The following is a 22,070-nucleotide window of genomic DNA, read 5'->3' as shown; positions in this document are numbered from 1 at the left end:
TTATTCCTCCTTGCTTTCTTCTTTTATATTGTTCGTTTTCTCAACCCCGCCCGCTAAGAACATCCCCAGCAGGCCAAAACGTTGCTCCCAACTATGTTGTCGATTCAGGATCGGCTTCTCGTAGTCGTTCTTCATCGCTTGCAACAGCGAGGTGAAATCATCTACTGTCACCTGCTCCTTTCCTTTCATCAGCTTAGAGACGTGCCTCAGTTGATCAAGCAGCTTCTGCTGCCGCCGTAATTGCTCTTGCACTCGCTCGACTTGCAGGTCTACGACCTCTAGCAGGTCAATTTCGTGATCCGTCAGCGCCGCCTTAACTTCGTCGAGCGACAGGCCTAGCTCCTTCAGCGATACAATTCGATAGAGTCGCGACAAATCTTCGTCGTCGTAGAGCCGATGTCCCGATTCTGTGGCAGCCGACGGCGTGAGCAGACCAATCTGGTCGTAGAAACGCAACGTGCGCACAGTCAGCCCTGTCAGCTTCGCCAGATCCCCGACTTTCCAATATTGTTTCAGTTGATCATCTCCGTTCTCTGCCGCTAGCTTGATTACCGGTAGACTCATTATAAAACCTTACGTTACGTAAGTTGCAAGTCATTTATTTAAATTTTTAATAAATAAAAAATAGCCTTAAAGAAGTAACTCCATATAAGCGTTTCACTAACGGATAAAGATGTTTCTATCAACAGAAAAAGGCCCCGAAGATAACTCGGGACCTTTTCATAAAGTTACTGTTAATTCTGTTGCAGGAATTCCTCGGTCGAAATGACATTGGCATACATGCCGTGAAGAGCGCTGACAAATGCATAATGAACCTGTTCAGCGGGGATGATTCTATCTTGATAAGATAAGTCCCTTGTCGCACATGCATCTTCAATTAGTGTAGTTTCAAAACCAAGATCCACCGCAGCTCTGACAGTGGCGTCGATGCACATATGCGTCATCATCCCGACAACGACTACCTTGGTTATACCTTTTTCTCTTAATTTGCTCTCTAAATCCGTCTTCAAAAAGCTGTTCGGGAAATTTTTTACGATAATGCTTTCGTGATCTAAAGGCAACACCGTTTTATGGAGCTCGGCTCCCTCAGTATTTGGAAGAAAGAAGCCCAATTCAGGACTGCTTGCGATATGCTGGACATGAAAAATCTGATCTTTATTATTTTGTCTAAACCAATTAAGAACTTTGGCAGCATTGGCGGCTGCTCGATCAGGATTGCTTAACTCCATCTTCCCATTTGGAAAATAGTCGTTTTGTATATCTACAATGATTAAAGCTGTACTCATGTTCTTTCACCTCATTGATTTATTTATTACAATAAAATGATAACCCGGATCACGATCATGATCGATGCTTTGACGAAACGCTTTGGAATCAAACTATTTCATGGTGAAAGGAATTTATAATGGAGCTGGATAACATTGATTTTCAGATACTTCGGTTACTTTCCGAGAATTCACGCATTCAATGGAAAGAACTTGGTGAACAAATTCATATGACCGGACAAGCCATAGGGAATCGTATTAAAAAACTTGAGGATAACGGTGTAATTAAAGCTTACTCCCTAATTGTCGATGAAATGAAGTTGGGAATTGCCTACACTGCTTTTGTCATTATTTATATGAAGACAGCAAACCATGATTTGTTTATACGGTTTGTTCAGAATCGAAACGAGGTGGTTGAAGTCCATCGAGTATCGGGCGCGGGCTGTTACCATATAAAACTTAAAGTGAAATCGCAAGATCAACTAAATCTTTTTCTTGATGATCTACTTGAGTATGGGAATTATAGTCTCCATCTTTCCATACAAGAGATTAAACAACAGAATCCATCGATCTCTTAATAAGAAATGGCATTATAAACAACTCTCGAAGAATGAGGGGTGGTACCTTTTCTGTTTTGAGAAACGCTAAATTTACAATTATGTCTAACCGTTTTGAAATGGGGGAGTCATGAGGATTACAAAGCGGAAACCAACAATGATAATCTTGTTTACCGCTGTACGAATTCGCTTTGCGGATGGCAAAGTTGGACAACCGTATTCGGCAGTTCAGTTCTTGCCTCCGAAGTAGTATGCATTAACATTAGCAGCTACGCACGAAACCCTCTAACATGCACTGCAACTGGTGTTTTGTTAGAGGGCTTTTAATTTTTCTTGTTCTATTTTTACAAAAATACTGATTTTAGATTAATGGAGTTGAGATTCAATTATTCTTCTACTTCAATACTTAATTCTTTAGAAACCTTGTAGCTTTCGGCATGTTTATTTGTTGCTAATACAAGTTTGATTTCATTAGTTCCTTTCTTCATCATGGGAAGAGGATATGCGCTCGTCTCTTGAATCGGACCTATTAATGAACCGTTAATGTATAGATGGATATGGCCTTCGCCTTCTACTGCTTTTATACCATAGTTTTCTTTGGAAATATTCAAATTGGTTTCAATGTTTAGAAAATAACGATCATTTTCTTTGTAGGCAGTAGCATCTAATGTATATTGTGATTCTTCTGATTCTGCTTCTGGTTGATGTTCAGACTGCTGATGAACAGGGGACGCTGCTGTTTCGGCCGAGTTTGTTGAATTAGGTTCTTTTGTGGAGCATCCAACGGATATAAGAGCGATTAGCGATAGTGATAGCATAGTAAGGAACAATTCATTCATCCATATAACCACCTTTTTTGGTATAATCTGAATTTGAGGATCCTCTGATGATTATTCTAACAAACAATTTTCTGGGCTTGCATACGCCCATGAAACAGTTTGCTCAAATTACTTTGCCCGTGAAAGGAAATTGATAAGGTGATTGATCATATAGACATGGAAATTGTACGTTGTTTACAAAAAAACTCAAGAATGCAATGGAAACAAATTGGTGAGATCGTACATATGTCTGGGGTCGCCGTTTCCAAACGGATTCAACGTTTAGAAGAGATGGGAGTCATAGAAGGGTATACCGTTAAGTTAAATGAAAGATTAATGGGAAACACCTACTGTATATTCATTACTGTTCTGATGAAGGACTACAAGCATACGAAGTTTGAACAGTTCATTATGGAACGTGAGGAGATTAAAGAGGCCCATCGTGTTAGCGGAGAACCCTGTTTTATCCTAAAAGTCCAATTGGCTGATTATAGATTGCTGTCCAAATTGTTAGATGAAATCCTGGTATATGGTCACTATAAAATCAATATTTCCATTAGTCACTTTAAGTAGATTATCCCTTATAGTCATCTGGGTATGTTCTAAAAGCTAAATGACTACTAGGCTTATTGAGAAGGACGGAGAGCATGGTATATCTTGGTGAATGGAGAAACAGAGCATTTTTTTTGATTCTAGTTACATACATGTTAATTACAGCCGCTTTATCTGGCTGTCAGGCTGGCGATAATGAACCAAATAATGACGTAGAGATCATCTCCAAAGAACTAATAGAAGGGCCCGGTCAAAATCCAAAAATCGATATATTCAAAGTGCTTTATAAAAGTGACGATATTAACGTTCTCGCATATCTAACGGTTCCCAAGGCTCCCGGAAAATATCCGCTGGTTGTACATCTTCATGGGGGATACGCTCTTGAGCGTAAGGAACTTTCTCATTACGATTTTGGCTTTACGTTCGGGTTCAGATATATGAGTGACCAAGTTGTCTATTTGTATCCCCTCTATCGTGGGTATTTGGAGAGTGGTGGCCATGTGCAAGGAATTGCAGAGAATACGCGGGATGCAGAGAATGGAATTAAAGTGGCAATGTCCACCGGAAGTGTAAAAAAGGATTCTGTATACCTGCTTGGTGCATCTATGGGCGGCGGAGTGGCTTTAAGGTTAGCTTCTGAGCGACAGGACGTGAAGGCTGTTGTCGCTGTAAGTCCTTTTGTGGGTTGGGATGTAAATTTACGCTGGCTAGATGAAAATCCGGACATTAATTCACCTCAAATTGTAGAGGAAAATAGAAAGACGGCCGAATATGTAAGATTTGGCTTGATTAATGGCAATCCAGAAGCGAAAGGAGATTACTCGATTCTGGATCGAATTCCCTCCATTAGGGCCCCGGTTCTTCTGTTGCAAGGAACTGCTGATGAAAGCCTCATTTGGCAAACTGTTCAAGATTTTGCAAATGATTTGGAAGAGGCGGGTAAAACCGTGAAGTTTGTTTTGTACCCAGATGGCCGGCATGGGTTAGAGGACAAGTATCAAGACCAGAGAAACCAAGAGGTAACGCAATGGCTTCACACGTATGGCATACCCAAATCATTTACCATGCAGTAGGAGTCAATCCCCCGGAATCGCGTTATAGTCCTTATACTATACAGTTTCGAATTCCATTTTTAAGACGAAAAGTTTGAATTGAACGTCCAGTTGTAAAACATAAAAAAAGGTAGCCCTCAGGGCTACCTTTTTTGTTACATGTGCGGCAGACTTAATCCCTCTCACTGCCCCCTCTTTGCCTGAACCCGGTAGTCGCTGGGAGTGAGGCCGCAACTGCGCCGGAAGCTTTGCGAGAAATAGCTTTGCGAGGAGAAGCCCGAAGATTCCGCGATTTGTGAGATGGAAAGGTCTGTGGTTTCGAGTAACTCCTTGCTCGTACGAAGTCTGACCTCATTCAAATAATTAATGGGGGACATTCCATAATACTTAGTGAAGGTATGGGACAGATAATATTTGCTGATGTGCGCCTTGTCCGCCAGAAAGTCGAGCGAAATATCTTCCGTATAGTTGGAGTCGATATACCGTTTGATCCGGCTGCATATCTTGTTAGCTCTTTGAGTAGCCACGACGGAGAACGGGTGACCGGAGCTTCGCATTAAGCTAATGATTACAACCTCAAGCAGGTTTTGGCAGATGGCTTCATAGTTCTCTTCCTTGTTTTCCGTTTCCCGAAGCATCGCATTGAAATAAAACAAGAGCTCATCTCGCTGATTCCGATAATTGATGATCTTGTGATTCAGACTGCCGCTTCGATTCCCAAAGTCAAAGCTCATCCCCTCAACGCCGAGCACGACATACTCCAAAGGATCGCTGCTGACAGAAACCTCGGTATGCTCCACATTCGGATTTACGATGACGAGATCATCCTGCTTTACCGGATAAATGTCGTCCTCGACAATGAAGTTTCCCTGACCGCTGCGGACATAAAATAGCTCGGCAAAGCTATGAGTATGACGGATGCTGAACCAATCCCCCTCATAAATGGAGGAGCTGACATAGATCAACTTGGCGGGAATCTCCCCGCGTCCCTTTCCGGGAAGCCAATAGCGTACATTTCCCAAGGCTCTCCGTCCCTTCTAATATAGAAATTCCATTAATCTTCTAATTTCGACATAATCAAACATTTTCCGCTATAAAAACCATCGACTTTTTTTAAATTATAAACTTATTATAATAGCAAGATATATAAAATCAACGGCAACATGTATGTAGATAACAAATGGCCCGATACGATAAGTTAGAAGAGTAAGAAATATGAAAGCGATTACGCATAATCACAAAAAAAGAAAAAATTATGGAGGGGTAATGGATTTATGAAAAAGATTCTTAGTCTTGCAATCACGGCAGCATTGACGCTTAGCCTGGCAGCCTGTGGCAACTCTTCTGAAAATGCTTCTGGTACTACAACGGATTCATCCAACACTAAAACAAACTCTACTTCGACTACAGAGACGCGCACGCTTAAGTTAGCCGCATTGGAAACCGCTTACGGTGCTGATGTATGGAAGGAGATCACGGCCGCATTTGAGAAGGCTACTCCTGGCGTAAAAGTTGAAACGACCATCGATAAGAATATTGAAGATGTTATTGGACCGGGCATGAAATCCGGAGACTTCCCGGATGTGATCCATTTGGCCGTGGGCCAACAGAAAGGCTTGACCGAAACCTTCGTTAAAGATAATAACTTGACTGATCTGACAGATGTGTTGTCCATGACAATTCCAGGTGAAGACGTTACCGTGAAGGATAAGCTGATCCCTGGCTTTACCGACACGTCGATCACAAATCCTTATAACGACGGTAAAACTTACCTCATGCCTATGTTCTACAGTCCAACCGGCCTATTCTTCAACGAGGGGTTGTTTGAAGAAAAGGGTTGGAAAGTTCCTGAAACATGGGACGAAATGTGGGCTTTAGGTGATAAGGCCAAGGCGGAAGGCATTGCGTTGTTCGCTTATCCAATGCCAGGGTATTTTGATTCCTTCTTCTATGCTTTGCTGAACGAAGTGGGCGGAGCGGATTTCTTCAATAAAGCAACAAGCTATACGGAAGGAGTTTGGGAAACTCCGGAAGCGAAGCAAGCATTTGATCTGATTACTAAATTAACTTCCACCTACACGGAAAAAACAGTTCCAGCCAATGCCAACAAAGATAACTTTACTAAAAATCAGCAGTTGATTTTGGACAATAAGGCGCTCTTTATGCCTAACGGAACCTGGGTTGTCGGCGAGATGGGCAAAGCTCCTCGCGCAGAAGGATTCAAATGGGGCTTCACGGCTCTGCCGGCATTGAAAGAAGGTGGAGACCGGTATTCTTACACTTTCTTTGAACAAATTTGGGTTCCTGCCAAAGCGGAAAATGCCGACCTGGCGAAGCAGTTTATTGCTTATCTTTACTCCGACGAAGCCGCAGCCATTTTTGCAAAAGTCGGTGCGGTTCAACCGATCAAGGGAATGTCCGAGAAGCTGGATGGCGACAACAAGCTCTTCTACAGCATCTATGATAGTGGCGCAAAAGCCGCAATGGGCGCATTTGCCACAACGGATCCTGTTGAAGGTGTGAACATTTCCGATACCGTATTCCGCTCGATTGACTCCTTGGTGACTGGTGCCAAGTCGCAGGAAGATTGGGTTAACGGAATTATTAAAGCAAGCGATGCCTTAAGAGCGGCTATGAAATAATACCGATCCCGATTTCTTGAGAATGTCCTAAGAACAATGGTGGGCAGCACGTGCTGACCACCATTGTTCTGACCTTTTGGAAGGAGAGATAAAACCTATGGACACGAATAAAGGAAGAGGACGTTTTATATTTTTCTGTCTTGCACCCGCCGTTCTCCTTTTCGTAATTTTCTTGATTATCCCCACGATTGATGTCTTTCGAATGTCATTGTACAAGTGGGGCGGCTATACCGATAATAAAACCTTCGTAGGCTTTCAGAATTTCAACAAGCTTTTTCAAAGCGAAAAGTTTTATCAGACCTTTCAGAACAGTGTTTTGCTCATTGTGATCGTGACGATCGTAACGTTTGCTCTCGCACTCTTGTTTGCCTCAATGCTCACCCGTGAAAAACTTAAAGGGCAGAACTTTTTGCGAGTCGTCTTCTATATTCCGAATATTCTGTCCGTAGTAGTTATCAGTGCGATCTTCTCTGCGATTTTTGACCCGAACAGCGGGCTTTTGAACGCATTCCTAAACTTGTTTCGCGGATTTGAAGCAGAGCCCATTCTATGGCTAGGTGATCAAAAGATCGTCATTTTCAGTTTGGCGGGCGCGATGATCTGGCAGGCGATCGGGTATTACATGGTCATGTACATGGCAAGTATGGCCAATATTCCCGAGAGCTTATATGAATCCGCTGGACTCGAAGGTGCTGGCCGGATGACTCAGTTTTTTCAGATCACCATCCCGTTAATCTGGACTAACATACGAACCACCCTCACGTTCTTCATCATCAGTACGATCAACATGAGCTTCCTGTTCGTAATGACGATGACGAGCGGCGGTCCCGACGGATCTACCGAGGTGTTCCTCAGTTATATGTATAAAGAAGCTTATACGAATTCCTCGTATGGTTACGGAATGGCCATCGGCGTAATTGTGTTCCTGTTCTCCTTCGCGCTGGCCGGGATCCTGAACGCAGTTACTAGACGAGAGCATTTGGAATATTAGGAGGGGATAACATGATTACAGACAACCGCTCACGGCGAGGCGTTAGCGACAAATTATATAAAGGCTTCATTTATGTTGTACTGATCGCTTTGGCCATTATTATCCTCATTCCTGTACTCTGGGCGTTCATGGCTTCCGTCAAACAAGACAGTGAGTTTTACGGCAACCCTTGGGCGCTGCCGTTGGGGATACATCTGCAGAACTTTGCCGATGCCTGGCTGAAGGCAAAAATGGGTTCATTCATGCTCAATTCCGTATTAGTGACGGCGATCGCGCTGGGGTTATTGCTCATTGTGGCGTTGCCGGCGTCCTATGTACTTTCGCGTTTTAAATTTAGAGGGAACGCATTCTTGAATATGATGTTTATGGCGGGCCTGTTTATTAACGTCAACTATATCGTAGTTCCTATCTTTCTGATGCTGAACAACGGCGACAAGGCGCTCCGCGGTATTCTGGGTCATCCCGTTTTGCTGAACAACCTGTTTGTTCTCGCGGTCGTATATGCTGCGATGTCACTGCCCTTCACCATCTATCTTATGTCGGGATATTTCAAATCCCTGCCCAAAGAGTTCGAGGAGGCGGCTTCCGTCGATGGCGCGGGCAACTTCCGTACGATGGTACAAATCATTATGCCGATGGCCAAACCTAGCATCGTAACCGTGATTCTGTTCAACTTCCTGTCCTACTGGAACGAATATATCATTTCCATGACGCTTCTGACCAAACCGACCTTCAAAACGTTGCCGGTCGGCTTAATGAACCTGATGGCAGCGCAAAAATCCGCTGTTCAATACGGTCAGATGTATGCAGGCTTGGTACTCGTCATGCTTCCAACCCTGATTATATACATTCTGGTACAAAAGAAGCTTACCCAGGGAATGACGATGGGCGGGCTGAAAGGATAAGGTGCTATGATGAATGATTTTCTGAAAAATTATCTGCGCATTTTGTTGATGCTGATTGTTTTTATCGTCGGAGTCGGATTGGTTATTGTCGGGCAAAGGGACATCGGTGCTCCCGGACTTGGGCTAATGCTGCTGGGGCTAACCATGCTGATCACGCTGCTGTGGTTATACAATCGTAAATATAAATAAAGGAGTTTTTCATCCATGAGTGCAAAAAGAGGACGTGTGACGATACCTACTGATACCGACGTCATTCCGCAAACGCTGGAGATCATGAAACGCTGGGGCGCGGACGCTGTGCGCGACTGCGACGGTACTGAATTTCCGGCCGAGCTGCAGGATGTCGATGCCAAGGTCTATTCTACCTACTATACAACCCGGAAGGATAACGTATGGGCCAAGGCAAATCCGGACGAAATTCAACAAATGTACTTGATGACACCGATTTATACAGCGGAAGGCGAGAGTCTGTCCATTACCCTCATGAAGGGGCTTTATCCGGACATGCTCAAAGTGAACAGCCGCGACGATATCCGGCGCTGGTGGGAAGTTGTCGATCGTACGACGGGAGAGGTCGTGCCGACCGAACAATGGAGCTATGACGAGCAAACCGGCGATGTGACCATCTCAACGCATCCGTTCCATGACTACACCGTTAGTTTTTTGGCTTATATTATGTGGGATCCGGTGCATATGTACAATGCGGTCACCAATGACTGGCAGGATGTCGAGCATCAAATTACGTTTGATGTTCGTCAGCCGAAGACCCGTGAATTTACGATGCAGCGCATTCGCAAGTTTATCGAGGAACATCCTTATGTTAATGTGATTCGTTATACTACCTTCTTCCACCAATTCACCCTGGTTTTCGATGAGCTCGCTCGTGAAAAATATGTGGACTGGTACGGGTATTCAGCCTCCGTCAGCCCTTATATCCTCGAACAGTTTGAGGAGGAGGCAGGTTATAAATTCAGACCTGAATTTATTATCGATCAGGGCTATTACAACAACAACTACCGGATTCCGAGCAAGGAGTTCCGCGATTTCCAAGCATTCCAGCGCCGTGAAGTGGCGAAGCTGGCCAAAGAAATGGTTGATATTACCCACGAATGTGGTAAAGAGGCCATGATGTTCCTGGGCGATCATTGGATCGGTACCGAGCCGTTCATGGAGGAATTCGCTTCGATCGGCCTGGATGCCGTAGTCGGCAGTGTGGGCAATGGTTCTACGCTGAGATTGATCAGCGACATTCCAGGCGTTAAATACACCGAAGGCCGTTTCTTGCCTTACTTTTTTCCGGATACCTTCCATGAAGGCGGGGATCCCGTAAAAGAAGCCAAAGTGAATTGGGTTACCGCCAGACGCGCGATCCTTCGCAAACCGATTGACCGGATCGGATACGGCGGATACCTGAAGCTTGCCCTGGATTTTCCGGACTTTATCGACTACGTGGAAAGTGTTACGGACGAGTTTCGTACCCTTTATGACAACGTACAGGGAACGACGCCGTACTGCGTTAAGACGGTAGCCGTGCTTAACTGTTGGGGCAAAATGCGGGCTTGGGGCAACCATATGGTCCATCATGCGCTCTACTATAAGAAAAATTACAGCTACGCCGGCATTATTGAAGCACTTTCCGGGGCGCCTTTCGATGTGAAATTCATCAGCTTCGACGATATCAAAGAAGATCCTTCCGTATTAGACGGAATTGATGTCATATTAAATGTTGGGGACGCGGATACGGCCTATACGGGCGGGGAGTGGTGGCTCGATACCGATATCGTTACCGCGATTAAAGGCTTTGTTCATAAAGGCGGCGGATTTATCGGTGTTGGCGAGCCTACAGCGCATCAAGCCCAAGGACGCTTCTTCCAGCTGGCCAACGTTCTCGGCGTAGAGGAAGAGCGCGGCTTTACCCTGGGATACGATAAGTATAACTGGGATGAGCATGATCATTTCATTACGGCGGATTGCAAAACAAACAGTAATGGAAGCAAGGAAATCGACTTTGGCGAAGGCAAGAAGAGTATTTTTGCTCTCGAAGGCACTAAGATTCTCCGCCAAATCGATCAGGAGGTCCAGCTTGCGGTGAACGAATTCGGCGCGGGGCGGAGCGTATATATTAGCGGTTTGCCGTACAGCTTCGAGAACAGCCGTCTGCTGTACCGTGCGATCCTCTGGAGCACCCACAGCGATGGGGAGCTGAACCGCTGGTTCAGTGAGAACTACAATGTGGAAGTTCACGCCTATGTGAAGAACGGCAAATATTGCGTAGTGAACAATACGTATGAGCCGCAGGAAACGGTCGTTTACCGCGGCGACGGCTCCAGCTTCTCACTGAAGCTGGAAGCGAACGAGATCAAGTGGTACGAGATTTAATATTGATGACGATGCATGGAAAGCAAGCCTTGGGAGTAAATCCAAGGCTTGCTTTTTTTCGCTGACATCAGAATAGGGCTTGGGAAATGCCCTGAAATACAAACAAAGCCCTTCCGGCCTCCTATTAGGAAGCGAAAGGGCTTATGAGTTAAACCTTTATGAACCGCCGTATGCCGGCCTAGATACTCTATAACTTGACCCAAGCAACCAGGCCGTCCGGTTGATCCGGGTTAATGCCCTGGCGATCCGCGCTTGTCAAAGCGACGATTTGCGGGATGAAGATAAATGGAATACCTTGCACGGCAACATCCAGTTTGTTGTCCGAGATGACAGCCAAATCCACATGCTCTGCCGCTATGGCATCGGCATGATCCGCGAACGCGATGATCGTTGCGCCTCTGCCTTTGATATCACGCATCAGGTTGCGTTGGTGTTCTGTGCCATTGCCAGTGATCGCGGCGATTACAAGGGTGTCGGGACCAACAGTGACCATCGGACCATGACGGACATCCAGGAGATGGTAGGAGTGTGCTTGTACTTTTGCAATTTCGGTCAAAGCGATTGCTCCCTCGGAAGCGAGGCCTTGAAGTTCGCCGTCTGCGAGCACCACGGCATTGCTCCATGCGAAATCGGCTGCTTTACGGATATCATTTTCTACTCGTTCCATATAGGCTTCGCCTTGATCGATGGCTTTCTGGATATCCGCGATAACGACTTCGTCGTTGCCGAGGAAGGCGGCCAACATGAGATTGGCTACATAAAGATTGGTAACGGTACGGGTCTGGCAGACGCTATGGTCGAATGCCCAAGGCAATTCCAGCGATAGATCCGCCTTCTTCGATAGCGGAGAATCCGTTACGCAGGAAAGGGCCAGTACAGGGACAGGCTTATCATTTTGAAGCAATCGAAGTGCTTCGACTACTTCACTGGTGCTGCCGGAACGCGACGGGGCTACCAACAAGGTGTTCTTTAATAAGGAACTATAACGTTCAGGGTTCAGCATGAGATCGCCACCGGCTAGTGCGCTTGCCGGAAGTCCTGCACGCAGACGAGTAGAGAACGCGGCGGATTCGCTTAAGCAGTAGCTGGATCCGCAGCCAACAAAGGTAATGGAAGTAATCGATTCCGATTGTGCAAAGGCAACAATTTCTTGTCTTTTAGACAGCATGTAGTCATAGGTTTGCTGTAGAGCCGTGTATTGTTGCTTGATTTCGCTATAAGTCAAGCTCATGGATAATAGCCTCCTAACGATGGTTGTGTAACTAATGTGAGTGTAAAACAATCAGAGTGTAATTTCAATCATAAAAAGAAAATTATAATCAAAATGTGATTATTTCAGTCAATATTGCAATTATTATAGACAAGTTTGATTGTTTTTTTATCAATTTGCTCAATTAATGATTGAAAATAACAACAAACAGGATTATTATAATCATGAAATGAAGCAAAACATCAGACTGATTTCGCCGCATATAAGGGGGAAATGTTGATGAAGCATACATTAACTGTAATTTTTAACGCCCGTATTCTCACGCCGAATGGTTGGATTGAGAATGGCAGCCTACTCATCAACGATGGCAAGATTGCTCAAATTGCTGATTCTGAAATCCATGCAGAGGATGAGGGCAAAGAAATTCGACGTGTGGACGCCGGCGGGGGGCTATTGCTGCCGGGATTTATCGATATTCACGTCCATGGCGGCGGCGGGTACGATGCCATGCTGGGAAGCGCAGAACATATTCAAGGGATGTGCAGGTTTCACGCATCTAATGGCACAACTTCATTGCTGGCAACGACGCTTACTGCGACGCATGAAGAAATCATTACGGCTCTGGAATGTGCAGGGCAACTTATTAAGACGGGACATGAACCTGATGGAGCTAACTTGTTAGGGGTCCATTTGGAAGGTCCGTTTCTGAATGCAGCCAGATGCGGGGCACAAAACCCGGCGGATCTTCGTGATCCATCGATTGAAGAATTTGATGCCTTCTGGGAAGCTTCGCAAGGAACCATCAAGCTGATGACGATTGCGCCCGAATTGAGCCATGCTGAAGAAGTCATCCGTTATGCCGTAAGCAAAGGAGTCGTTATTTCCTTGGGCCATACCGATGCGGATTTCGCAACGATGAGGCGGGCGACGGAGTGGGGCGCAACGCAAGTTACGCATCTGTTCAACGGGATGAGATCTTTGCATCACAGGGAACCCGGGGCGGCTGGGGGGGCACTGATGCTGGATCAATTAGCGGTCGAGCTGATTTGTGACGGTATTCACGTGCACCCTGGCTTGATCAAATGGGCCTTCGACATCAAGCCGGAGGGCAAGGTACTTCTGATCACGGACAGTATGTGCGCGGCTGGATGCCCCGACGGGGAATATTTGCTTGGCAAGCTGCCGGTCATTATGAAGCAAGGCAAGGTGTATTTGAAACAGGAGGACGGAACAGAAGGCGGTCTGGCAGGCAGCTCGCTTACGATGATCGAGGCTTTGGCTAACGCCGTTAAGTTTACGGGGATGGACATTGCGGAGCTTGTTCCCGCCCTAACGATTCATCCCGCTGAGCAAATCGGCGTAAGCCATTCCAAGGGAACCATCGAGCCGGGCAAGGATGCAGATCTGATTATCGTGAACGAGCAATTTCAAGTGTGCCAAACTTTTGTGCTGGGCAATAGGGTCTACGCCAGTGAGGGCCTATGCCTTGATGATTTGGACAGGGAGAGGAGGGACCTCACATGAAGTATGCAGTCGGTGTGGATGTAGGCGGTACTAACATTGAGTGCGGAATATTGGATGAAATCGGCAACATCCTGGTTAAGCGAAAATATCCGACCCGCTCTGAACAAGGCGTGGACGCTATTTTAGAGAGTATCGCTTTGACGATTGAACAGCTTAGAGAAGATGCAGGAATCCCTGCAGACGAGATCGAGGTCATCGGGTTAGGAATTCCGGGACTTGTTGATCCCGAGGCAGGCGTTAGTCTTCGGGCCGTGAATCTGAACTGGAATCAAATTCCTGTGGCGGCCAAACTCAGGGGGCTTACCGGTAAACCGGTCTTTATTGATAATGATGTACGCCTGTATATATACGGAGAGGCGGCTGCAGGCGCTGGCCGCGGCTACGATTACGTATACGGAATAACCATCGGCACAGGACTGGCTGCCGCGTTTGTACAACGTGGGGAGATACACCGCGGACACCGCTTCATGGCGGGGGAGATCGGACATGTACCGGTCAATCCAACGGGCTTTGCCTGCGGCTGCGGAAGAACCGGCTGTCTCGAAACGATCGTATCGGCTACAGGGATTGCCAAGCAAGCTCGGACGCGGATCGAACAAGGCGAGACCAGCCTTCTTCAAGAGTGGTTTGCTGACGTTAAGGACATTCGCTCAAGCGATGTTTCGCGCGCGTGTCTGGCGGGTGACGCTCTATCGCGGGATGTACTCGAGCAGACGGGACGGGAGCTCGGCCGGGCACTCGCGTGGGTCGTACCGACACTCTCACCCGACGTGATCGTGATCGGTGGCGGCGGTGCTTTAGCTGGCGAACTCCTTTTTGAACCGATGAAGGATGAATTAAATAACCTGCTGCTTCAAGATTATCGCAATCATTTTGCCATCAAGAGTGCAGAGCTTGGCGACCATGCCGGCATTATCGGAAGCGCGCTTTGGGCGCTGCAATGCAATAAACAAGCCTAATCCATTACACATAACTGATACAAAAATTGAGGAGGAACTTATTATGTCTCTTATTTCTTCTACTGAAATGCTGCAAATTGCCCGTAAAAACAAATACGCTGTAGGTGCGTTCAACGTTCATACCTTGGAAATGCTCCAAGCGGTAGTGGAAGCGGCTGTCGAAACGGAGTCCCCGCTCATCATTCAATCCACGGTTGGAACCGTCAAACACTTAGGTCCGGATTACATTGCGGAAGCAGCCAAGGTTGCTGCAGATCGTACCGGACTGCCGATCGCCCTGCATTTGGATCATTGTACGGATTTTTCGACAATTGTTCAGTGTATCCGTGCGGGTTATACCTCCGTCATGATCGATGCTTCCATGTTTGCGTTTGAAAAGAATGTGGAGCGGACGCTTAAAGTAATGGAAATCGCTCTCGCCGCTGGTGTAAACGTCGAAGCGGAGCTCGGTAAAGTCGGCGGCGTTGAGGATGATATCGTTGTAGCCGACCACGAAGCAATGCTTGCCGACCCGGAAGATTGCAGACGGTTTGTAGAGCTTACGGGTGTGCCTACACTGGCGCCGGCAATCGGTACGGCTCACGGGATTTATAAAGGGGAGCCAAACATTGACTTTGACCGTATCGCAAAAATCGCGGAGACCGTTGATGTTCCGCTGGTACTGCACGGCGGTTCAGGAATTCCGGCTGAGCAGGTGAAGAGAGCGGTATCTCTGGGGATGGCTAAAATGAACGTCGCTACAGAACTGCGCATTGCGTTCTCTAATGCGATTAAAGATGTATTTGCTGTCAATGTGGAAGAGAATGACCCTCGTAAATATATGGTTCCAGCTAAGGAAGCCGTGAAGCGTCTGGCGATGGAAAAAATGGAGCTTTGCGGATGTATCGGGAAAGCCGGCGATCTTCGATGATTACAACGGTTACGCTTAATGCGGCCATAGATAAAACCTACTATGTAAATCAGTTTGAGCTAGGCGGCGTGCAGCGCGTCGCCCGGCAAATTGCCGAACCGGGCGGTAAAGGCAACAATGTGGCCAAAGTGATCAAGTTACTCGGCGGCGATGTTACGGCAAGTGGATTTGTCGCCGGCAGTAGCGGTTCTTTTATTGAGAGTAGCCTGATCAACCGGGGCATTCAAACTTCCTTTGTACGTGTTGGCGGAGAATCGCGCGTTTGCCTGAACATCATTGACGAGTCCGAGGGAACCTCGACAGAGTTACTTGAGCAGGGACCCGTCATTGATGACAATCAAATCGCTGAGATGAAACAGACGGTACACAGGCTTGCCCTGGAAAGTAGTGTTGTCGTGCTGTCAGGCAGCTTGCCTCCAGGTGCGCCTGCTGATCTTTATGCGGATCTGATCGGGATCATCCAGTCGACTAAGGCTCGGGTATTCTTGGATACTAGCGGCGCTGCGCTGAGCATCGGACTTCAAGCCCGGCCACATTTTGTGAAGCCGAATGAACATGAGCTAGCCGGGTGGCTGGGACAAGACCGACTTGTCGAGTCTGAGTGGGCTGGTGCGGCACAGAAGCTGGCGGCTGAGGGGATCGGGCAAGTGTGTGTCACCCTTGGTGACCGGGGAGCTATTGCATTCATCGATGGACAAGGGTACCGTGTCATTCCTCCAACCATTCGTGCCGTAAATACGGTAGGCTGCGGAGATTCATTTGTTGCAGGTATGGCTTTTGCAGAAGAACGCGGAGATGCGCCTGCCGAGAAGCTACGCATTGCTTCCGCGGCGGCGGCAGCCAATGCGATGTCTGACAAAGCAGGCCATATTGATTATAAGCTTTTTCAAGATTACGTGAAGCAAGTGCAGGTAACAGCTCTATAATCCTTATGGTTCGCTCGTAATTTTGCCATCGAATTGGCCTACTTGCAATTTAGTCCTTCATCCTACAAAATTAGGATTAGTATGGATGACGCAATGTCATCAAAGGAGAGAGTCATGGAATACTCAAAGAGTGAGTTGCGCAGGTCCAAACTTCTGGAACTCATTAAATTGCACGGGAAAATATCGATTCAGGAAATTATCGAGAACATTGGGTGCTCGGAAGCTACCGCACGACGTGATCTTGATTTATTGGAGAAATCGGGGCAAATCATTCGTACGATCGGGGGCGCCATTTATGAAGGGTCGCTCATGCAGTCGACATCGGAATTGCCCTTTGCGGATAAACGCTTTTTTCAGCGGCAAGGTAAAGAACGGATCGCTGAGGTGGCGGCGGAACTGGTGGAAGAGGGAGACATCGTTTGTCTTACCGGTGGTACGACCACCTTTTTTATCGCCAGAGCCTTGAAGAAGCACCGGAACATCACGATTGTCACCAACGCGGTGAACATCGCTTCCGAGCTGGCAGATGCCGATGGGGTTCAAGTCGTTGTCATTGGCGGCGTCATGCGTGCCAAGAGTTACGAGCTTAGCGGCCCGCTTGCGGAAAGTGTCATTGAGAAGATTAACGTAACGAAAATGTTCCTTGGCGTAGACGGAGTCTCTCAAGCGCATGGATTTACGATGCATTCCGAGCTGGAGGCCCGCATTGCCCAGCTTCTGATCGGACGTTCAAGCGAAGTGTATGCCGTATTCGACCAAAGCAAGCTTGAGAAGAGCGCGCTCTTCACGATTATTCCATTGCAGCGGGCAACGGGGATTATTACAAACAAGCAGCCGGAAGGCTGGTTTGAAGAAGCATGCAAAGATCAGCAGATTGCGATCTATACAGCGGTTGAAGATGTTGTCCATCAAGCTTAGCTCGCCGTTTGCGCAACTATATAATAAGAGGGGCCCCGTCCTGACGGAGCCCTTTTGTTTTTGCTGGGACGAAGCTATTCGTGTGAACTATTTTATGACTTTCAATCGTGGTCTGGGATGTCAAAGGGCGGTCCTCTTTTTTTATTTTCAAACGACTTCATATATAATACTTAAAATTAGGTAAAGACTAATTTTGTTAATACACCATGCCAAACACTACGGAGGTATAAGATGTTACAAGTTAAATCCAGCATTGGACGAGGTTTAAAAACAGCCACGCTTCTTCTGATTATTTGTGCCAGTATTTCTCTAGCCGGCTGCACCAATAAGCCGCAATCCGAGGCACCGGAAAAGGCGTCAGCACCTACTATGGAAGCCCCGGCCACGAGCGGATCGAATGCCAATAACTCGGCGGAACAGTCCAATCCGCAGGAGAACGACAAGACAGCTACCTTGGAAACGGAAGGTCTCCCTTCAGGCGTGAAGGTTAAAAAGACAATTCAAGATATTACGCTGAAAAATAATTATCATAAAAAGATCGAACTGCTTACCGACGGCGGCAAGCGGGTAACGATTACAGATGCCAACGGCGGTATTGTCGTGCTGAATCTGGAATATGAAGGAACGATCCTGAAGGCGGACGGCAAAAAGGTTACTGTTCAAGTTGATCAGGGAGAACAGAAAACAATTACAATTCCGGACACGATTGTGATTGAAGACGATGACCATCTCGGGTTGAAACAAGGCGTTGAAATCGAGTGGAACGTCGATGCGGACGGAAATATTCAAAGCGTAGAGCTGGATGATTAATAGATTTCCTCAGTCTTATAGAATAGCCTCACCCTCTTTCACTGGGGGTGAGGCTATTCTTCATTTCAGAGGGAGTAACGGAATCTAAAAATAGTGGAATTATTCCCAATGAACGTTCCCTTATGTCTAAGAACCATCGGCAATATAATTATGAATGCGGTTACAAAAAACCGAGGAACAAATATAAAGGGGGAGGCAAAGTATGAAACGCATGAAAGGCATGAAACGTTTTCTAATCGTAATTTCTGCAATGCTCGTGATGACATCCGCTCTTGCGGCATGTGGCGGTAACTCAAAAACTACCAATTCCACAGCAGACTCCAACCAACCCGCAAAAACCAACAACACTTCCGGAGAATCCAAGGGCAGTGGCGAGAAGGTCACTATTAACCTCTGGAGCTTTACGGATGAGATTCCGAACATGACCAAAAAGTATTTGGAAGTCCATCCCGACGCAAATGTGGAATTCAAAACTACAGTAATCGCAACTACCGATGGCGCTTATCAGCCTGCTCTTGACCAAGCCTTGGCGGGTGGCGGAAAAGACGCTCCGGATATTTATGCAGCCGAAGCGGCGTTCGTCCTCAAGTACACGCAGGGAGATGCATCCAGCTATGCCGCAAACTATGCGGACCTGGGCCTTGACGCTCAAAAGGTTAAGGATGCGGGGATTGCTCAATACTCGGTTGATATCGGCAGCAAAGACGGCGAAGTGAAGGCCCTCGGCTATCAAGCGACCGGCGGCGCCTTTATCTACCGGCGCTCGCTTGCCAAGGATGTGTTCGGAACGGATGATCCGGCAACGATCAAAAATGAAATAGGACCTGGCTGGGACAAGTTTTTCGGAGCAGCCGAGAAGCTGAAAGCCAAAGGATACGGCATCATTTCCGGCGACGGAGATATATGGCACGCAATTGAGAATAGTTCCGACAAAGGATGGATTGTCGACGGAAAGCTTCATATTGATCCGAAGCGCGAAGAGTTCCTCGATCTTGCCAAGAAGCTGAAAGATAACGGGTATCATAACGATACGCGTGACTGGCAGGAGTCATGGTTCGCTGATATGTCTGGCACCGGTGCACAACCAATCTTCGGTTTCTTCGGTCCTGCCTGGCTCATTAACTATACGATGAAGGATCAAGTGAAAGACACGAATGGCGACTGGGCTGTTACCGAGCCGCCGACTGGTTTCTTCTGGGGTGGCACTTGGTTGCTCGCCAACAAGGATGTAACCAAGAACGACGCCAAGAAAAAGGCTGTTGCTGACTTTATCAACTGGGTAACGCTCGATACCTCCGAAACCGGACTCCAATATTTCTGGGCTAACGGCACGATGAAGGAAGGCGAGCAAGGCACGAAGGATAGCGTTGCATCCTCCGTCGTCATGTCGAAGTCCAACGGCGAGATTCCGTTGCTCGGCGGGCAAAACATGTTCGACGTGTTCGTTCCGGCGAATGCCAATGCATCCGGTAAGAACTTAACCCAGTATGACGAATCGATTAACATGATATGGCGCGACCAAGTACGCGAATACACCGCAGGCAACAAGACACGCGACGAAGCCCTCGCCACCTTCAAACAACAGGTCAAAGACCAACTTAACATCGATAGCGAATAAGAAATCGGTCTAGGGGGCGGGGGATTATCCCGCCCCTTCATATCCATTAAAGAGGTGAGAGCATGCGCCGCAAAGGTGTGAACTACTCGAAATTCGGCTATATCTTTACCTTGCCGTTCGTCCTGGCATTCTTGATTTTCTCGCTGTATCCCATTTTATATACCGCAGCCATCGGATTCACCGATATGCAGGGGTTAATTCCAAAACCGATTCATATTCTGGATGATCCTTTTAAAAATTTTAAAGACCTCCTTTTTGATAACGTCTCTTTCCGGAAGTCTCTGCTCAACACGGGTTTGCTCTGGATCGTCAATTTCGTTCCTCAAATCCTTCTCGCGCTCCTGCTAACGGCTTGGTTCACGAACAAACGGCTCAACATTAAGGGGCAAGGGGCGTTCAAAGTACTGCTTTATATGCCGAATATTATTACTGCGAGTACGATCGCCATACTCTTCGGCACACTATTTGCCTATCCAATGGGACCTATAAATAGCTTGATTCAATTGCTGGGATGGTCCGATGCTCCAATTAACTTTCTTCAGGACAAGACGACTGCTCGAGGAATTGTTGCCTTCATTCAGTTCTGGATGTGGTACGGAAACACTATGATCATCCTTATTGCGGGCGTTATGGGTATTAATCCCGCCCTATTTGAGTCTGCGGCGATTGACGGAGCAAGCGGGTTTCAAACCTTCTTCCGCATCACGCTGCCGAGTCTCCGGACGATTTTGCTATTCACCCTCATCACATCGATGATCGGTGGTTTGACCATGTTCGATATTCCGCAGTTGTTCCTTTTGGGCGGACCGGACGAATCAACGATGACAACATCTATGTTCATATATGGGCAAGCGTTCAAGGGCAGCTATTTGTATAATCGCGCTGCAGCGGCGAGCATGATTATGTTCGTTATTGCAGGGATATTGTCTGCAGTGGTGTTCTACCTGATGCGCGACCGTGATGCTGAAAGATTGAAGAAGGCGGAAAAGAAGCTTAGAAAGTCTGCAAGAAGCAACAAAGAGGGAGGTATGACACATCATGGATAACAACCCGAAAAGTGGAGCCGTGAATTTAAAAATAAGCAGGACGATTATTTATATCGTCTGTATCCTGTTGGCTCTCCTAAGCATCCTTCCGTTTTGGATCATGTTTGTAAACGCCACGCGCTCTACGGCGGAGATCCAAAGCGGGCTCTCTCTGCTGCCTTCAAGCCACTTTATGAGCAATTTGCAGGTACTGCTTGAAAAGAGTTTCGACCCGATTCGAGGGTTCCTGAATTCGTTTATTATTTCCGGATCGGCAACGATCCTGACGGTCTATTTCTCATCGCTAGCCGCCTATGGACTTGTGACTTATGACTGGAAGCTGCGTAAGCCATTCTTTACCTTTATCCTGTGTGTGATGATGATTCCATCCCAGGCAAGCGCCATCGGTTTTTATCAGTTCATGTATAAATTGCATTGGACGAATAACTTTCTTCCGCTGATTCTTCCTGCGATTGCAGCTCCGGCGGTAGTCTTCTTCATGCGTCAGTATCTGCTCGCAACTCTGTCGATAGAGATCGTGGAAGCAGCGCGTGTGGACGGGTCCGGTGAATTCAAGACATTCAACCGCATTATTCTGCCGCTGATGATTCCGGCCGTGGCGACCCAGGCCATCTTTGCTTTTGTGGCAAACTGGAACAACCTGTTCATGCCGCTGATTCTCCTGACACAGAAGGAAAAATATACGATGCCGATTATGGTAAGCTTGCTGCGCGGTGATATTTACAAGACGGAGTTTGGCTCGATCTATATGGGGCTGGCCTTGACGGCATTACCGCTGTTTGTGGTGTACTTCCTGTTATCCCGGTATATTATCGCAGGCGTAGCGCTGGGAGGCGTCAAGGAATAAGCCATCAAGCCGTTAATCCGGCCGATACTACACCGACTTTACTAAGGATGTCTTGAAGCTAATGCTTCCGGGGCATCCTTATTTGCCGTTTCTATAATTGAGGATAGCTACGAACCTCACGGATTACCTTTAGTTTGTTTT

At 47.0% G+C, this 22,070-nt stretch carries 22 protein-coding genes; 17 read left to right on the top strand and 5 right to left on the bottom strand.

What is annotated here, in order from left to right; all coding sequences use genetic code 11:
* Entirely contained in the window at window positions 1-516 is a 516-nt protein-coding gene (locus tag KB559_RS24055; RefSeq protein ID WP_211025918.1) for a MerR family transcriptional regulator, read from the bottom strand.
* Between the two features lie 218 nt (window positions 517-734).
* Window positions 735-1,286, bottom strand: a complete 552-nt coding sequence (locus tag KB559_RS24050) for a cysteine hydrolase family protein (RefSeq protein WP_211025899.1) — start codon at window positions 1,284-1,286, stop codon at window positions 735-737.
* A gap of 119 nt (window positions 1,287-1,405) precedes the next feature.
* On the opposite strand from KB559_RS24050, the gene KB559_RS24045 reads away from it, so the two are divergent.
* Window positions 1,406-1,843 carry an Lrp/AsnC family transcriptional regulator gene (locus KB559_RS24045; RefSeq protein WP_211025897.1) on the top strand — a complete coding sequence of 146 codons (438 nt, stop codon included), beginning with the start codon at window positions 1,406-1,408 and terminating at the stop codon, window positions 1,841-1,843.
* Between the two features lie 365 nt (window positions 1,844-2,208).
* Here KB559_RS24045 and KB559_RS24040 read toward each other — a convergent pair whose 3' ends face one another.
* Window positions 2,209-2,661, bottom strand: coding sequence for a DUF3100 domain-containing protein (locus KB559_RS24040; RefSeq protein WP_211025895.1), 453 nt, complete (start codon window positions 2,659-2,661; stop codon window positions 2,209-2,211).
* A 138-nt stretch (window positions 2,662-2,799) separates the two neighbouring features.
* Here KB559_RS24040 and KB559_RS25520 point away from each other — a divergent pair, with 138 nt between their 5' ends.
* Window positions 2,800-3,213, top strand: coding sequence for an Lrp/AsnC family transcriptional regulator (locus KB559_RS25520; protein ID WP_211025893.1), 414 nt, complete (start codon window positions 2,800-2,802; stop codon window positions 3,211-3,213).
* Window positions 3,214-3,287: 74 nt separating this feature from the next.
* Window positions 3,288-4,265 carry an alpha/beta hydrolase family protein gene (locus KB559_RS24030; RefSeq protein WP_211025891.1) on the top strand — a complete coding sequence of 326 codons (978 nt, stop codon included), beginning with the start codon at window positions 3,288-3,290 and terminating at the stop codon, window positions 4,263-4,265.
* Window positions 4,266-4,426: 161 nt separating this feature from the next.
* On the opposite strand, the gene KB559_RS24025 is transcribed toward KB559_RS24030, so the two are convergent.
* The gene (locus KB559_RS24025; protein ID WP_211025889.1) at window positions 4,427-5,266 is read right to left on the bottom strand and encodes an AraC family transcriptional regulator; all 840 of its coding nucleotides are present in this window, start codon (window positions 5,264-5,266) and stop codon (window positions 4,427-4,429) included.
* A 252-nt stretch (window positions 5,267-5,518) separates the two neighbouring features.
* Between KB559_RS24025 and KB559_RS24020 the strand changes: the two genes are divergently transcribed.
* From KB559_RS24020 to gnpA, 5 genes are all read left to right on the top strand, one after another.
* Window positions 5,519-6,886: a carbohydrate ABC transporter substrate-binding protein gene (locus KB559_RS24020; protein WP_211025887.1), complete on the top strand. Its 1,368-nt coding sequence runs from the start codon at window positions 5,519-5,521 to the stop codon at window positions 6,884-6,886.
* Window positions 6,887-7,088: 202 nt separating this feature from the next.
* The gene (locus KB559_RS24015) at window positions 7,089-7,877 is read left to right on the top strand and encodes a carbohydrate ABC transporter permease (protein WP_247682061.1); all 789 of its coding nucleotides are present in this window, start codon (window positions 7,089-7,091) and stop codon (window positions 7,875-7,877) included.
* 11 nt (window positions 7,878-7,888) lie between these two features.
* Window positions 7,889-8,782, top strand: a complete 894-nt coding sequence (locus KB559_RS24010) for a carbohydrate ABC transporter permease (protein ID WP_211025883.1) — start codon at window positions 7,889-7,891, stop codon at window positions 8,780-8,782.
* A 6-nt stretch (window positions 8,783-8,788) separates the two neighbouring features.
* Entirely contained in the window at window positions 8,789-8,971 is a 183-nt protein-coding gene (locus KB559_RS24005) for a DUF6903 family protein (RefSeq protein ID WP_211025881.1), read from the top strand.
* 15 nt (window positions 8,972-8,986) lie between these two features.
* On the top strand, window positions 8,987-11,161 hold the full coding sequence (gene gnpA / locus KB559_RS24000; protein WP_211025879.1) for a 1,3-beta-galactosyl-N-acetylhexosamine phosphorylase: 2,175 nt from the start codon (window positions 8,987-8,989) through the stop codon (window positions 11,159-11,161).
* 187 nt (window positions 11,162-11,348) lie between these two features.
* Here gnpA and KB559_RS23995 read toward each other — a convergent pair whose 3' ends face one another.
* Window positions 11,349-12,392: an SIS domain-containing protein gene (locus tag KB559_RS23995; RefSeq protein ID WP_211025877.1), complete on the bottom strand. Its 1,044-nt coding sequence runs from the start codon at window positions 12,390-12,392 to the stop codon at window positions 11,349-11,351.
* A gap of 258 nt (window positions 12,393-12,650) precedes the next feature.
* Here KB559_RS23995 and nagA point away from each other — a divergent pair, with 258 nt between their 5' ends.
* The 9 genes from nagA to KB559_RS23950 all read left to right on the top strand — a co-directional run bounded on the left by nagA (window position 12,651) and on the right by KB559_RS23950 (window position 21,929).
* The gene (gene nagA, locus KB559_RS23990) at window positions 12,651-13,895 is read left to right on the top strand and encodes an N-acetylglucosamine-6-phosphate deacetylase (RefSeq protein WP_211025875.1); all 1,245 of its coding nucleotides are present in this window, start codon (window positions 12,651-12,653) and stop codon (window positions 13,893-13,895) included.
* Entirely contained in the window at window positions 13,892-14,854 is a 963-nt protein-coding gene (locus tag KB559_RS23985) for an ROK family protein (RefSeq protein WP_211025873.1), read from the top strand. Before nagA ends, KB559_RS23985 begins: the two co-directional genes overlap by 4 nt.
* A 43-nt stretch (window positions 14,855-14,897) precedes the next feature.
* A complete protein-coding gene (gene fba, locus KB559_RS23980) occupies window positions 14,898-15,764 on the top strand; it encodes a class II fructose-1,6-bisphosphate aldolase (RefSeq protein ID WP_211025871.1) in 867 nt (288 codons plus the stop codon).
* Window positions 15,734-16,690, top strand: coding sequence for a 1-phosphofructokinase family hexose kinase (locus KB559_RS23975; RefSeq protein ID WP_247682060.1), 957 nt, complete (start codon window positions 15,734-15,736; stop codon window positions 16,688-16,690). Before fba ends, KB559_RS23975 begins: the two co-directional genes overlap by 31 nt.
* A 114-nt stretch (window positions 16,691-16,804) precedes the next feature.
* Window positions 16,805-17,608 (top strand): DeoR/GlpR family DNA-binding transcription regulator, encoded by an 804-nt coding sequence (locus KB559_RS23970; RefSeq protein WP_211025869.1) that lies wholly within the window; start codon window positions 16,805-16,807, stop codon window positions 17,606-17,608.
* Window positions 17,609-17,839: 231 nt separating this feature from the next.
* Complete coding sequence (locus KB559_RS23965) at window positions 17,840-18,418, top strand: hypothetical protein (RefSeq protein WP_211025867.1); 579 nt, start codon at window positions 17,840-17,842, stop codon at window positions 18,416-18,418.
* A gap of 202 nt (window positions 18,419-18,620) precedes the next feature.
* Window positions 18,621-20,036, top strand: a complete 1,416-nt coding sequence (locus KB559_RS23960) for an ABC transporter substrate-binding protein (RefSeq protein ID WP_247682059.1) — start codon at window positions 18,621-18,623, stop codon at window positions 20,034-20,036.
* 62 nt (window positions 20,037-20,098) lie between these two features.
* Complete coding sequence (locus KB559_RS23955) at window positions 20,099-21,082, top strand: carbohydrate ABC transporter permease (RefSeq protein ID WP_211025865.1); 984 nt, start codon at window positions 20,099-20,101, stop codon at window positions 21,080-21,082.
* Window positions 21,075-21,929 carry a carbohydrate ABC transporter permease gene (locus KB559_RS23950; RefSeq protein WP_211025863.1) on the top strand — a complete coding sequence of 285 codons (855 nt, stop codon included), beginning with the start codon at window positions 21,075-21,077 and terminating at the stop codon, window positions 21,927-21,929. The genes KB559_RS23955 and KB559_RS23950 overlap by 8 nt, the downstream gene beginning before the upstream one ends.
* The last annotated feature ends 141 nt before the right edge of the window (window positions 21,930-22,070 follow it).

It is taken from the genome of Paenibacillus sp. Marseille-P2973 (assembly GCF_018101095.1).
GTDB lineage: Bacteria > Bacillota > Bacilli > Paenibacillales > Paenibacillaceae > Fontibacillus > Fontibacillus vini.
The sequence above is the reverse complement of the archived record's forward strand: the minus strand, read 5'-3'. Positions and strand labels throughout refer to the sequence as shown.